The organism is Streptococcus parasanguinis (genome assembly GCF_001578955.1).
Taxonomy (GTDB): domain Bacteria; phylum Bacillota; class Bacilli; order Lactobacillales; family Streptococcaceae; genus Streptococcus; species Streptococcus parasanguinis_U.
On the sequence record NZ_KQ969690.1, the window covers coordinates 186,610 to 199,928 of the forward strand.

At 45.1% G+C, this 13,319-nt stretch carries 17 protein-coding genes; 13 read left to right on the forward strand and 4 right to left on the reverse strand.

Annotated elements, in window-relative coordinates:
* Nucleotides 1-74: 74 nt before the first annotated feature.
* The 4 genes from SPADD19_RS04715 to SPADD19_RS04730 all read right to left on the reverse strand — a co-directional run bounded on the left by SPADD19_RS04715 (nucleotide 75) and on the right by SPADD19_RS04730 (nucleotide 2,625).
* Nucleotides 75-1,220 carry a site-specific integrase gene (locus SPADD19_RS04715; protein WP_061455376.1) on the reverse strand — a complete coding sequence of 382 codons (1,146 nt, stop codon included), beginning with the start codon at nucleotides 1,218-1,220 and terminating at the stop codon, nucleotides 75-77.
* 106 nt (nucleotides 1,221-1,326) lie between these two features.
* Nucleotides 1,327-1,848: a hypothetical protein gene (locus SPADD19_RS04720; RefSeq protein WP_061455377.1), complete on the reverse strand. Its 522-nt coding sequence runs from the start codon at nucleotides 1,846-1,848 to the stop codon at nucleotides 1,327-1,329.
* Nucleotides 1,849-1,861: 13 nt separating this feature from the next.
* Nucleotides 1,862-2,239, reverse strand: coding sequence for an ImmA/IrrE family metallo-endopeptidase (locus SPADD19_RS04725; protein ID WP_061455378.1), 378 nt, complete (start codon nucleotides 2,237-2,239; stop codon nucleotides 1,862-1,864).
* Nucleotides 2,233-2,625, reverse strand: a complete 393-nt coding sequence (locus SPADD19_RS04730) for a helix-turn-helix domain-containing protein (RefSeq protein ID WP_061455379.1) — start codon at nucleotides 2,623-2,625, stop codon at nucleotides 2,233-2,235. Before SPADD19_RS04730 ends, SPADD19_RS04725 begins: the two co-directional genes overlap by 7 nt.
* Before the next feature lie 163 nt (nucleotides 2,626-2,788).
* On the opposite strand from SPADD19_RS04730, the gene SPADD19_RS04735 reads away from it, so the two are divergent.
* From SPADD19_RS04735 to SPADD19_RS04790, 13 genes are all read left to right on the forward strand, one after another.
* A complete protein-coding gene (locus SPADD19_RS04735) occupies nucleotides 2,789-3,013 on the forward strand; it encodes a DUF739 family protein (RefSeq protein WP_061455380.1) in 225 nt (74 codons plus the stop codon).
* Nucleotides 3,014-3,110: 97 nt separating this feature from the next.
* Nucleotides 3,111-3,392: a hypothetical protein gene (locus tag SPADD19_RS04740; protein ID WP_061455381.1), complete on the forward strand. Its 282-nt coding sequence runs from the start codon at nucleotides 3,111-3,113 to the stop codon at nucleotides 3,390-3,392.
* Complete coding sequence (locus SPADD19_RS04745; RefSeq protein ID WP_061455382.1) at nucleotides 3,389-3,652, forward strand: hypothetical protein; 264 nt, start codon at nucleotides 3,389-3,391, stop codon at nucleotides 3,650-3,652. Before SPADD19_RS04740 ends, SPADD19_RS04745 begins: the two co-directional genes overlap by 4 nt.
* Nucleotides 3,642-3,815: a hypothetical protein gene (locus SPADD19_RS12045; protein WP_164905844.1), complete on the forward strand. Its 174-nt coding sequence runs from the start codon at nucleotides 3,642-3,644 to the stop codon at nucleotides 3,813-3,815. The genes SPADD19_RS04745 and SPADD19_RS12045 overlap by 11 nt, the downstream gene beginning before the upstream one ends.
* On the forward strand, nucleotides 3,799-5,121 hold the full coding sequence (locus SPADD19_RS04750; RefSeq protein WP_061455383.1) for an AAA family ATPase: 1,323 nt from the start codon (nucleotides 3,799-3,801) through the stop codon (nucleotides 5,119-5,121). Before SPADD19_RS12045 ends, SPADD19_RS04750 begins: the two co-directional genes overlap by 17 nt.
* 18 nt (nucleotides 5,122-5,139) lie before the next feature.
* A complete protein-coding gene (locus tag SPADD19_RS04755; RefSeq protein ID WP_061455384.1) occupies nucleotides 5,140-5,487 on the forward strand; it encodes a hypothetical protein in 348 nt (115 codons plus the stop codon).
* Nucleotides 5,488-5,490: 3 nt separating this feature from the next.
* The gene (locus tag SPADD19_RS04760) at nucleotides 5,491-6,573 is read left to right on the forward strand and encodes an ATP-binding protein (protein ID WP_061455385.1); all 1,083 of its coding nucleotides are present in this window, start codon (nucleotides 5,491-5,493) and stop codon (nucleotides 6,571-6,573) included.
* A gap of 63 nt (nucleotides 6,574-6,636) precedes the next feature.
* Nucleotides 6,637-7,059 (forward strand): hypothetical protein, encoded by a 423-nt coding sequence (locus SPADD19_RS04765; RefSeq protein WP_061455386.1) that lies wholly within the window; start codon nucleotides 6,637-6,639, stop codon nucleotides 7,057-7,059.
* Between the two features lie 2 nt (nucleotides 7,060-7,061).
* Entirely contained in the window at nucleotides 7,062-7,799 is a 738-nt protein-coding gene (locus tag SPADD19_RS04770) for a hypothetical protein (RefSeq protein ID WP_061455387.1), read from the forward strand.
* A 14-nt stretch (nucleotides 7,800-7,813) separates the two neighbouring features.
* Nucleotides 7,814-8,371, forward strand: coding sequence for a hypothetical protein (locus SPADD19_RS04775; protein WP_061455388.1), 558 nt, complete (start codon nucleotides 7,814-7,816; stop codon nucleotides 8,369-8,371).
* A gap of 18 nt (nucleotides 8,372-8,389) precedes the next feature.
* The gene (locus SPADD19_RS04780; protein WP_061455389.1) at nucleotides 8,390-9,973 is read left to right on the forward strand and encodes a DEAD/DEAH box helicase; all 1,584 of its coding nucleotides are present in this window, start codon (nucleotides 8,390-8,392) and stop codon (nucleotides 9,971-9,973) included.
* A 19-nt stretch (nucleotides 9,974-9,992) separates the two neighbouring features.
* Nucleotides 9,993-11,624, forward strand: coding sequence for an SIALI-17 repeat-containing surface protein (locus tag SPADD19_RS04785; RefSeq protein WP_061455390.1), 1,632 nt, complete (start codon nucleotides 9,993-9,995; stop codon nucleotides 11,622-11,624).
* A 19-nt stretch (nucleotides 11,625-11,643) separates the two neighbouring features.
* The coding region (locus tag SPADD19_RS04790) for an AAA family ATPase (protein WP_241496472.1) at nucleotides 11,644-13,319 on the forward strand (1,676 nt) is incomplete at its 3' end.

Genomic DNA, 13,319 nt, shown 5'->3' on the forward strand with positions numbered 1-13,319 from the left:
AGTCCCCAGCCCCTTGATAACACTGATTTTCTGAGGTGCTGGAATGAATGAATACGGGATTGAATACGACATTTTTATATTACCATGTATTCAAGCAACTTATCCACCGTATCGCTCCGTTGCTCTTCCGTTATGTGAGTGTACAGATCCAGCGTTATTTGAACGGTGCTATGTCCTAATCTATCAGAAATGTTTTTAGGTTCCACGCCAGCGCTGAATAACAATGAAGCGTGCGTGTGTCGTAAGCCGTGGGGCGTGATTGGTTTAAGTTTATGGTCAGCTATGAAGCGCTTGAAATAACGAATGAAATTATGAATGTGTACCCACTCGGCCCGCTGATTCGTGAAGATAAAATTTTCATCGCCTTCAAAATGTTTGCCGTTTTTAAAATAGATCTTTATCTGGTCCTTTTTCCAGCTTTTCAAGATCGAAAGAGTGTTAGGATCGATAGAAATTACGCGCTTGCTATTTTTGGTTTTGGGCGTCTGAAGAGTTTGTTTCTCTTTGATCCGGACGGCCGTCTTATTGACGGTTATTTTTTTATTTTCGAAGTCAATATCGGACCATTTTAAGGCGAGGGCTTCCCCTTGACGTAAGCCGGTATAGCTCATTAAGTGAACCAGCGGGAAGAAATAAGAGAGCGTGGCCGTTTGAGCTAGTTTTAAAAACTCCTTTAGCTCTTCCTTGGTCAAAAAGTTGCCTTTTCTTTGAGTTTGCCGGCTTTTCGGTTTGATTACTTTATCGAAAGGGTTTGAGTTGAGAATGTCCATTAGAACAGCGTATTTAAAAATTCGGTTGATAACTGAAAGATAGTGGTTATAGAGTACATAGTTTTTGCTCAATTCAATAACGACTCTTTGACAATATGCGACTGTTATTTTTTTTAGCTTCAATCCGTCAAAATGCTCTTCAGTCATTTTCTCGACTTTTGAGCGAACGTTTTCGAACGTGCTGGGCTTGACGGTGGTCCTATAGTTTTCTAACCACAAGAAAGCTAGTTCTCCGAATGTAGGATCTTGGAACCCGTCCGATTGGTTCGACGGAAGTCCGTTCTCTTCCACGTCAAGCAACAAATTTCTTTCGGCTTGTTTGGCTTCTTTCATGGTTTTAAAGCCCCGGCGCGTGGTTCGCCGTTCTTTCCCGGTCAAGGGGTCAATTCCCAGATAGGTTTGAAATAAGTAACGAGTCTCCCCGTTTTTGGTTGTATATTTTTTTATCATGTCTTTCCTCCGTTGGCTTGCCCGCACAATTGAAAGAACGAAATGATTTTGCTATACTTAACTTATATCATGTTTTCCCCGTGGCTTGCCTCGGGGCTTTTTTTGTTTATTCGAAAAACAGTTTAATATTATCTGCTTGCGCGTTGGTGATCTTGGCTTTAATTGTCTTAACTTCGTTTGTTTTGGTATTCCGCAAGTACAACTTAGCAAGTCCGGGTTTTTCTTCTGTAGTAGTGACAGAGGTCGAATCTATTTTACCTTTACGTTTTCCAGACGCACCGATCACGCCACCTACAATTGTACCAACTGGGTTAAATGCTGAACCAATTGCAGCTCCTAAAAGCGCGCTCCCTTTTTTTCCTTTTTGTTTGGTCGTCCCGGTCGTTTTTGTGCGCTCTATAATCGTAGAGCCCTCAAATTGAAAATTTTCAAATTCAAACAGCTCGGGAGTGTCTGAATAGAATCCGATATAATATAGGCCGTCGACTGTCTTTCGAATCGTTGTCGTCCCTATTGAAATTTTTGTTTCTTGAGCAGCTTTTTTTCTCATTTCATTCATCGATGAAATTCCGTCCGCTGTCTTTTCAGTCGCTTTTTTTGCGAAATTCTTGAATTTGTCAAAGTCCATAATTTTTCTCCTTTTATCCAACTAATCGATAGTATTCATCTATTACCATTAATTCTTCGGCCGTCGTTTTGAGCTTGTGGCGTTCCATAAAATGCACATAGTTAAACTCGCTCGCGTCCCCAGCTTCTAACTCTTCCTTTAATAGCGCGTGAATCATGGCCCTATTGGCTTCATTTTCGCACTTGATCGGGTTTATGGTATATTCGGCCGTCGTGTGCTCTAAATGGCCCAATTCGTGCAAAATCACGCGCTTCTGGGCCTCAATAGTTAGTGATTTATTAACGAAAATGATCTTCATATCAGATAAGATCATTCCGGGCCGTGGCCACAAGTCATTGTCAAAGTAAGCAAGCGTAACGCCCGCTTTATCACAAATTTCTTCTATCATAATCTTCCTTTAAAATAGATATCAAGTATATTTTCAATCGCTTCGATATCTTCTTCATTTAATGGTTTTCCGTCAAATGTTTTTGCGCTCTTTGCCAGCTCGCGAAGATCCAAGTTTGAAAGGTCTGGCTCGGAACTTGCCTCGCGTCCTCGAGGCACGTCATAACCCATTAACCAAGCCTCAGAAACATTAAAAGTCAAAGCTAAAAGAGCGAGTTTCTTTTGGTCTGGCGCTTGTATTCCATTTACATATTGAGAAAGAGCACTTTTTCCAAGTTTGACCCCTAATTTTTCTTGAAACGGTTTTGAATTATTGATAACGTCGACTTGTTTCCAGTTCTTTTCGGTCATTAACTCCCGAAGCCGATCAGCGGTTTCATATTTTCTCATGGTGTTCATCTCCTTTTTTCTACTATAGTATAACACACAAAAAGAAAATAAAAAATAAAAAAGTTCAAAAAAAATGAAAAAAGTTGTTGACAAAGTTCATGCCCCGTGATATACTTAATTCATCAAGTTCATAAGACGTGAACTAAAAGAAAGGAGGGAGAATATGAGCAACGATTATTCAAAACTTTTAGGAAAGATTACCGAGAAATTCGGGACGCAAGCGGAATTTGCCAACGCCTTGGGAATATCAGAGCGAAGCGTATCGCTGAAGCTAAACAATAAAGTATCTTGGAAAGATAGCGAGATCGCGAAGGCAATCGAAATTCTCGAGATCGATCCAGAGAATATCCCGGCTTATTTTTTTAAGTACAAAGTTCAACAATCATGAACAAAAAAACGCCAGATGAAGAATCTGACGCTTGCTTAAAATATCTATCTTAATTATATCAGAAAGTGCTTGCCCGCACAATTGGAGGAGCGAAGAAATGGAGGAGCTATACTTGCCACCCTTGATCTCGGACGAGATCGCGAAAGTCTATCTAAAGCAGATGATCGAGATCGTGAAGGAAGAGCTCAAGGAAGAAATGAAAGCAGAAAGTTTACCACTCGATCAGAAAGCCTTAATGAAAAAATTCGGCTTTGATCATGGCTATATCAAAAAGCTAGAACGTCGAGGACTTGCATTTCGAAAACAAGGAAAAAAGAAAATGTACGACGTCCGGGACGTTTACGAAATTTTAGAAAAAGAAAAGGAGTATTTAAAATGAATCAAATTATTATTTCTGGGCAAGTTGCCGGAACAGTAGCGATCGGGGGCGTGTGCTTCATCGCTGGCCTTATCGTATCGTGGAAGGACCACAAGAAACGAATGAAAATCGCGAAAACTGAAACGTTAAAAGCGATTGAAGAAGGACTTCCAGAGCATAACGCACAAGTCATTGAGCAATACGAAGACGAACTCGCAAGTCGTCGAAAAGCTATGAAGCTCTATACTGAATCGCCGGAGGTTCCGTTCCATGTTTGGTAAAAAGGCCCGCAAGATCGAGCAACAATCAAAAGCACTCAATCGCTTGTGGCTTATAAATTTACAACAAACAGAAATTCTGAAAGCCACACTTGAGCGGGAAGAACGACTACTGGACGAGCTCGCTCGTCTGAAAGGAGAAGTTAGAAATGGTAACAATCAATAAGCTCGAGATCGAAAACGTCAAACGCGTTAAAGCGGTCAAGATCGAGCCGTCGGCAAAAGGGCTGACCATTGTCGGAGGGAACAACAACCAAGGGAAAACAAGCGTATTGGACGCAATAGCGTGGGCCTTGGGTGGTAACAAATATAAACCCTCACAGGCACAACGCGAGGGATCGACGATTCCCCCAAGCCTTAAAATCACGCTATCAAATGGCCTTATCGTTGAACGCAAGGGAAAGAATAGCGATCTAAAAGTTATTGATCCGAGCGGTAACAAAGCCGGTCAGAAGTTGCTTGATAGCTTCGTAGAAGAGCTGGCCCTTGATCTTCCTAAGTTTATGGAAATGAACGATAAGGAGAAGGCGTCCACGCTCTTACAAATTATCGGAGTCGGAGATCAGCTTGTCCAACTTGAAATGGAAGAAAAGACCAAGTACCAAGAGCGTCATGCGATCGGCGTCATTGCTGACCAAAAAGAAAAGTTCGCAAAAGAGCAGCCGTATTATCCGGACGCACCGAAAGAACTCATCTCGATTGCTGATCTGATCCAGCAACAGCAAGAGATCCTTGGGCGCAACGGAGAGAACGCTCGCAAGCGTCAGAATCTCGCAAGAATCGAAAATGACTATCAAGGGGCACTCGCAAACGTTGAGCGTTTGGAAGATATGCTCAAGGAAGCCCGAGAAAAAGAACAGGGACTAGCTCAAGACTTGGATATTGCTCGCAAAGACGCACAAGATCTGATCGACGAATCGACACAAGAGATTGAAGAAAGTATCGCGAACATTGAACAGATCAATCTTAAAGTTCGGGCGAATCTTGACAAAGACAAGGCCGAAGAGGACGCGAAAGGCTACCGCGAACAGTATCGCGAGTTAGATCTGGTTATTGAGGGTATTCGCAAGCAAAAACGCGACTTACTCACAAACGCAGACTTACCACTTCCGGGCTTATCCGTGGAAGATGGAGAACTCTTATACTTGGGTCAACGCTGGGACAATATGTCCGGTTCGCAACAATTACAAGTGGCTACGGCTATTGTCCGCAAGCTCAAGCCAGATTGTGGCTTTGTGCTTATTGACAAGCTCGAGCAGATGGACCAAGTAACATTAATGGAGTTTGGCGCTTGGCTAGAGCAAGAGGGCTTGCAAGCTATCGCGACACGCGTCTCAACTGGTGGAGAGTGTTCGGTTCTCATAGAGGACGGGTACAGTATTAAACCCGAGAGTTTTGAAAATGGACTATTAAACGGGGCAATGAACGGCGCACAAGAAACAGTCGCGCCAACTTGGCAAAATGGCTTTTAAAAGAAAGAAGGAAAAATCATGAAAAAAACAGAAAAATTTATCGTTATTCGCAACAAAGAAAATGGATATTTCTTACAGGAGTATGAAAACAATAATCGAGCTTTGGCCTATAGTTCAAAGTGGACCGATGACTTGCGAGACGCTGCAAACAATAGCGTAGAATCTATTGAAAAGCAGGGTGACCGTATGTATAAAGTTGCTGAAGCGTTTGAAGGCGAACTGCTCGAAGTTACCGCAACGTATGAGCTCAAAACGCTCGACGGGAAAGAGCCAAAAGATCTCACGGAAGAGATCAAAGAAGCAAAACGCAAACACTTTGAAAACTTTCTTCGCGGGCTCTTGAGTGACAACGACGAGGAGGACTAAAAAATGCAAATCACAAGAGGAAGGAAGGCACGGGCGCAAAAAGTCGTGATCTATGGCCCGGAAGGGATCGGAAAGTCTAGCTTTGCGAGTCAATTCCCGGATCCGGTATTCATCGATACGGAAGGATCAACCGATAATATGGACGTGGCCCGTATGGACAAGCCCACAAGCTGGACAATGCTCAAGAACGAGATCTCGTTCATTAAGGCAAACCCGGGCGCGTGTAAGACACTAGTCATTGATACGATCGACTGGGCCGAACAGCTCGCGGTCGATTATGTATGCGCACAGCACCAAAAGAACGGAATCGAAGATTTCGGCTGGGGCAAGGGCTATACATACGTCCAAGAAGAGATCGGGCGCTTATTAAATAGCTTGTCTGAGCTTGTGGACAACGGGATCAACGTCATTTTGACAGCTCACGCACAAATCAAGAAATTCGAGCAACCGGACGAAATGGGATCTTATGACCGATACGAATTAAAACTCGGACAAAAGACCAGCTCAAAAACGGCCCCGCTGGTCAAGGAATGGGCCGATATGGTGCTCTTTGCGAATTATAAGACAATCGTCATGACCACGGACACGGGCAAAAAGAAAGCCCAAGGGGGCGAGCGTGTCATGTATACGAATCACCGCCCGGCATGGGACGCAAAAAACCGCCACGGCTTGCCAGATCAGCTTCCGTTTACGTTTGAGATCGTGGCCCATATCTTCAACGCACCGGCTCCCGTACCAACTGAGCAAACGGCACCAGCACCGGCACCACAACCAGAGCCAGAGCCACAACCGGCACCAGAGCCACCAAAACAAAACATTAACGAGCAATTGCAAGAGGTCGCTCAAGAGGTGGCTCAAGAGATGGGACGGGCTCCACAAGTGGGACTCTTACCACAAGCGTTGGTCGACTTAATGGCGCCTAACAACGTAACGGAAAACGAATTACAAGAGGTCGCTTATATTCGGGGACATTTTCCAATGGGAACGCCGATCGAAAACTTCCCAAGCAATTACTGGGATATGATCGTCGCGAATTGGGACGCTACACTGGACGTCATTAAAAACCAAGTCCGGAACGATCCATAATTCCCCTTCACGGTGTAGATTTTAGGAATTAGATATCATAACAAAATATAACAAGGAGTATCTATGGAAGATAAAACTATTAAAATCGATTTGTCGAAGATCGCAAATACAGCCTTACAAGAAAAGGTTGACAAAGAACTTGAAAAAGTCCTTGAGAATATTCTGGACCTCAATACAGAGGCTAAAACAACTCGTAAGGTCACGATCACACTAACGATGTCAACTGACGATGAGCGAACTGTTGTAAATACAGGTATTGAAGTTAAATCCACTTTGGCACCGCAGAAAGGTGTCGCAACAACTGTTATTGTCGGTCGCGACGACACTGGTAAAATTCACGCTAACGAGCTCAAAAGTGGTATTCCTGGCCAAACTTACTTTGATGATAACGGAGACATGAGAACCGACACTGGCGAACTCATCGAAAAGATTGAAAAACAAAGTACAAATATCATTGATTACAACAAAAAGAAAGCGGGTAACTAACTATGACAGAAAATCTCAAAGAAGCATTATCTTACACAGTCGAACTAGCGGGTAAAGAAAACAAAATCATTCGTTCAGGAACTGGGAAGGAATATTTTGATGGCAATGAATATAGCTTACAGGAACTTAACCCTCGTAAGTACGCACCTATCCTTGAGCTTCAGACACTCAAGAGTCTTGTCGATTATCTCAAATCAGATAATGACTTAATCGGTAGTCGTAAACTTGTAGTTGTCGTGGACAGTTTCCGAGAAGTATCCGTGTATGATCAAGTTGATTTTGAAAATGGCAAACGTCCTCAGCTTGTATCTGTAAGAGCATCTGTCCCAGCTATTCCATTCAGCAATTGGCGCGACCAAGAAGAATTTAATATCATGCTGCAGTCTATGTTTATCGATGATGCAGACCGCAATTTGGTCTTGGATTTTGCTAGTCATTTAAAAATCGAAAAAGGCGCAGAAGTACAGGACAATGGTATCAGTCAGATGGCGACAATTCGCGATGGTGTAGCAAGTCTAGCACAAGCTAAGACTCCAAATCCAGTAACCTTGCGACCATATCGGACTTTTAATGAAGTAGAGCAGCCTGCTAGTCAATTCATCTTCCGAATCAACAAATTGGCGAATCTTGCGCTCTTTGAAGCAGATGGTGGTAAATGGAAATTAGAAGCCGTCGAAAGCATCGCGAATTATTTAAAAAATGAACTTGCTAGCAACGAAAAAATTACTATTTTAGCTTAAAGGAGAAAATTATCATGACACAACAACAATTTAACAACAACTTCGAGCGCGAATTCGGCTGGGACGACACAATTCAAAAGGATTCTGAATTCGTCTTTCTACCAGATGGCCTATACTGGTTCACGGTTAAAGAATACGAGCGCGGACGTCACACTCCGAACCCGCAAAACCCCGGCAAGTTGCCAGCTTGTCCTAAAGCAACAGTACACCTTACTATCGTAGCGAACGAAGGCGAAACAGAACTCCGTCACAATCTCTTCTTACACAGCTCGACGGAAGGTATGCTTTCAGCGTTCTTTGGAGCTATCGGGCAAAAACGCAAAGGTGAGCCCCTTCGTATGGACTGGAACGCGATCATCGGAAAAGTCGGAGTTTGTAAGGTTGGATCTCGTGAGTACAACGGAAACAAGTACAACGAAGTAAAAGGCATGATTTACGCGGAGGACGTGGACTATACAAAAGTATTAAACGCGCAACCGGGACAACAAGCCCCAGCGTACCAACAACCAGCACCACAATATCAGCAACCACAACAACCAGCACAGGGAGGCTTCACAGGAGGGCCGTTCTAATATAGGAGGTTCTAAAGTATGGAGTTAAGACCCTATCAACAAGAAGCGCGGGAAGCCGTTCAGAAGGAATGGGCAGAAGGGCGAAAACGAACCCTTCTCGTCCTCCCGACTGGGACGGGAAAAACCGTCGTATTCTCAAAGATCATCGAAGATCAAGTCCGAGAAGGGAAGCGCGTGTTAGTGCTCGCTCACAGATCCGAATTGTTAGATCAAGCAAGCGACAAGCTAAAGACCGCGACGGGCCTCGGTACAGCACTAGAAAAGGCTGAAAGCACGTCCATAGGATCGTGGTATCGGGTGGTCGTTGGATCTGTCCAAACCATGCAACGGGAGAAACGTTTAAGTCAATTCCCGCCCGATTGGTTCGACGTGATCGTTGTCGACGAGGCGCACCACGCTATATCTGACGGTTATCAAAAAGTGCTGGGCTATTTCAAAGACTCGGAAGTCTTGGGGGTTACAGCGACCCCAGACCGCGGAGATATGAAAAATCTCGGTTCGTACTTTGATAGTTTAGCTTATGAATACTCACTCGTACAAGCGATCAAAGAAGGCTATCTATCCAAAATTAAGGCCTTAACGATTCCGATCGATCTCGATCTCTCGAGCGTTTCGATGTCCGCGGGTGATTTTAAAGCGAGCGACGTCGGAACGGCACTCGATCCGTACCTCGTACAGATCGCGGACGAAATGGCCAAGTATTGCAAGGATCGGAAAACAGTCGTCTTTCTTCCGCTAGTCAAAACAAGCCAAAAATTCCGCGATATTTTAAACGAGCGAGGCTTTAAAGCAGCCGAAGTCAACGGCGAATCGAAAGACCGGGCCGAAGTGCTCGAGGACTTTGAGAAAGGACGCTATAACGTTCTATGTAACTCAATGTTACTTACTGAGGGGTGGGATTGCCCGTCGGTTGATTGTGTGGTCGTGTTAAGGCCGACAAAAGTCCGGGCGCTCTATTCGCAGATGGTCGGACGTGGAACGCGTCTCTATCCGGGAAAAGAAGAGCTTCTTCTACTTGATTTTCTATGGCACACCGAGCGTCACGAGCTTTGCCGACCAGCTCACTTGATATGTGAAAGCCCGGACGTGGCGAAGAAGATGGTCGAAAACATGGAAGAAGAGACGAGCATCGTGCTCGATCTCGAAGCGATGGAGGCCAAGAGCGCGGAGGACGTTGTCGCAGAGCGTGAAGAGGCCCTTGCGAAACAACTCGCAGAAATGCGGAAACGCAAAAGAAAACTCGTCGATCCACTTCAATTTGAAATGTCAATTCACGCTGAAGATCTCTCGAGCTATGTTCCTAATTTTGGCTATGAAATGGCCCCACCTTCAGAAAAACAACTCAAAGCCCTCGAGAAATACGGGATCTTTACCGATGAAGTCGGTAACGCCGGAAAAGCAAAATTGCTACTTGATCGCTTACACAAGCGCCAGAGCGAAGGCCTCACGACACCGAAACAGATCCGCTTTCTTGAGAGTCGAGGCTTCCGCAATGTCGGAATGTGGAGCTTTGAGAGTGCTAGAAGCATGATTGATCGAATCGCAGCGAATGGGTGGAGAATACCGCCACAGATCAGAGCGAGCGAATATGTACCAAACTAAAAAAATAAGGAGAAACACAATGAAAACTAACAAATTAACACTTTTGACAGTCGCAACTATTGCGACAGCTACACTGGGAATTAAGGGAGTAAATGCCGATGAGTCTGATCGAGGAATCACGCCAGAGACTGAAACAGTTACAACAAACCAAGGCAACACAGCAAGCGGAACTGAATCAACTGTTCCAGCAACGGAAGCAACTCAACCAGCAGATTCTAACAATGACGCGGGATCTGGAAGCGCTGAAGCTACGAATAACGAACGAGAAGGACTTCCAACAACTTTTGAAAAGAGCGGGAATGTGATCGAAGTCAAGAACCCGGAAGTCGTTGTCGATCAGTCAAACGGTACAGGGAAGTATCAACCCTTTAGCGTGGAATATAAGAACGTACACTTCCCAGATGATCTCGAGATCAACGAGGGCGATAAGGTGACGTTCACACTTCCAAAAGAAGTAGCATTTCAAACGAGCTTCACGTTCGACGTACACAATCCAGAAAATGCCGTTGTCGGTCAAGCTACCGCGGACAGCCAAGCTGGAACCGTGACAACCGTATTTAACGATTATTTTAAAAACCACCCACTAAACAAACAAATGAGCCTTAAAATGGACGCAAAATGGACTGACAAGGTCCAAAGTGACCAGCCCGTTAGTGCGAACTTTAACGGCACAATCGTAAATGCAACAATCGGCAAAGAACAAGAGATCGGAAGCGATGAACTCCTTTCCAAGTGGGGAAGCCAAGACGAAAACGATCCGACGGTTATCAACTGGACTGTACGCGTCAATTATGCGCGCAAAGTCCTAAACTATGTGAAAATCATCGACGAAATGTCAGAAAATCAAAAGCTAGTCGATGATTATTTTGAAATCAAGAATATTGAGAGCGTGGATCCGTGGATCGACAAGGGGTCCGCAATGGATCTTGTTAAGTCAATTAGTAAGTCAGATCACGGCTTCGAGATCAAGATGGATCGTCTTGATCGTATGATCTATTTAAACTATAAGACTAAACTAACAAGCGCGGTTAAAGATAGCGTAAACCCAACAAATAAAGTTGAACTTAAAGCCGAAGATTCGGGCGCCGTTTCTTATAGCTACGTTCAACTTGTGGGTGGCCGTGGGGACGCGTCCGGAGAAAATAAACCAGTTTGGGAAATTCCAAACGACGCTCCGAAATATGAGAAACCATCTATTGATATCAACGATATCCCGCTTATGCCTCCTGCGCCTATCGTGGAAATTCCAGAATGGAAAGGTGGAACGGTTCCATTCGATGCACCGCAGCTGGATAAACCAGAGTGGCAAGGTGGGGTGACACCTCCGGACGCGCCAGTATTGGACAAGCCGGAACTAGTGATCGATATTCCGGAACCTAAACGCGACGAACCAAAACCACAACCGAAAGAAGACAAGCCAAACACACCAGCGCCGAAAGAAACACCAAAAGTCGAAGAAGTAAAAATCACTAAACGTGTGGATAATCACGCAAAAATCACGCGAAACGAATCTGAAGAAACAGTCGAAGCGTACAGCGCACCGGCTACACTTCCTAACACGGGATCAGAATTCGGAATCGCGATCAGCCTCCTCGGACTTTTAGGATTGAGCCTCGGGGCGTATGGAATTGCAGCAAAGAAAGAAAACTAAAAAAGAATAGAGGGGACTAATGGAACGAGAATTTGACCTATTACCACTTTTAGACCATATAGACCCCTCGATTCTATCTTATCAAGAATGGATCAACGTCGGAATGGCCTTAAAGCATGAGGGATACACGGCTTTTGACTGGGATAATTGGTCCTTACGTGATCCGGCCCGATACCGGAAATTCGAATGTTTTAAGAAATGGGACACCTTCAACGAGGAAGCGGGTTCCATCGTCACGGGCGGTACAATCGTACAGCTCGCAAAAGATCACGGCTGGGTGAATCCATACTCAAGCGATAGCGAGGGAGCCCATGAGCTCGATTGGAACGATACGATCGATCGAGACTATCGCGTCATTGATAAGAACTGGATCGAGGGAAAAGAGATTCATGAGCCTACAAACTGGAACCCGGTACAAGAGATTATTAAATATCTCGAGGCCCTATTCGAATCATCTGAGAATGTCGGTTATGTTACCGAGTCATATCCAAAAGTAAACGACGAGACGGGCGAGATCGAGAAATGGCTTCCGACGAAGGGAGCTTATGACCGAACCGCGGGACAACTGATCGAGCAGCTATCCAAGTGTAACGGAGATATCGGGGCTGTCCTTGGGGACTATCACAAGGAAGCTGGTGCGTGGATCCGATTCAATCCGTTAGACGGCAAGGGAGCCAAAAACGAGAACGTAACTGATTATCGGTACGCACTCGTTGAGTCTGACAGCATGAGCGTTGAAAAGCAAAACGCGATCTATAAAGAGCTTGAATTGCCGATCGTGGCCCTCGTCTATAGTGGAAACAAGTCCTTACACGCTATCGTGAAAGTGGACGCTGGCAATTATGAGGAATACAGAAAACGCGTCGACTACTTATATAAGATCTGTCAGAAAAACGGAATATCAGTCGACACACAAAACCGCAACCCGTCGCGCCTGTCCCGTATGCCCGGTTTTGAGCGAAACGGCCAGAAACAATTCTTAGTTGATACGAATATCGGGAAGCGCAACTGGGAAGAGTGGTACCAGTATATCGAGGACTTAAACGACGATCTTCCAGATCCGGAAGGGCTGGGGGATAGCTGGGACAACCTCCCAGAGCTCGCGCCCGAGCTGATTGAAGGCGTCCTTAGACAGGGGCACAAAATGCTGATCGCTGGGCCGTCAAAAGCTGGTAAGTCCTTCAGCTTGATCGAAATGTCAATCGCAATCGCAGAGGGCAAGAAATGGCTTGAATGGAACTGTACACAAGGCAAGGTCCTATATGTCAATCTCGAGTTAGACCGTGCGTCATGTTTGCACAGATTCCGGGACGTGTACGAAGCAATGGGACTTCAACCTAACAATCTTCAAAATATAGATATATGGAACTTACGCGGAAAGACGGTCCCTATGGACAAGTTAGCTCCGAAGCTGATCCGCCGGTCGCTCAAAAAGAACTATATAGCCGTCATTATTGACCCGATCTATAAAGTCCTTACGGGTGACGAAAACAGCGCGGACCAGATGGCACACTTTACGAATCAGTTCGACAAGGTCGCGACAGAGCTTGGGTGCTCAGTGATCTATTGCCACCACCACTCAAAAGGTGCTCAAGGGGGCAAAAAATCAATGGACCGAGCCAGCGGTTCGGGCGTATTCGCTCGAGATCCAGACGCGTTGATCGACTTGGTAGAATTGGACGTCACAGAGGAGCT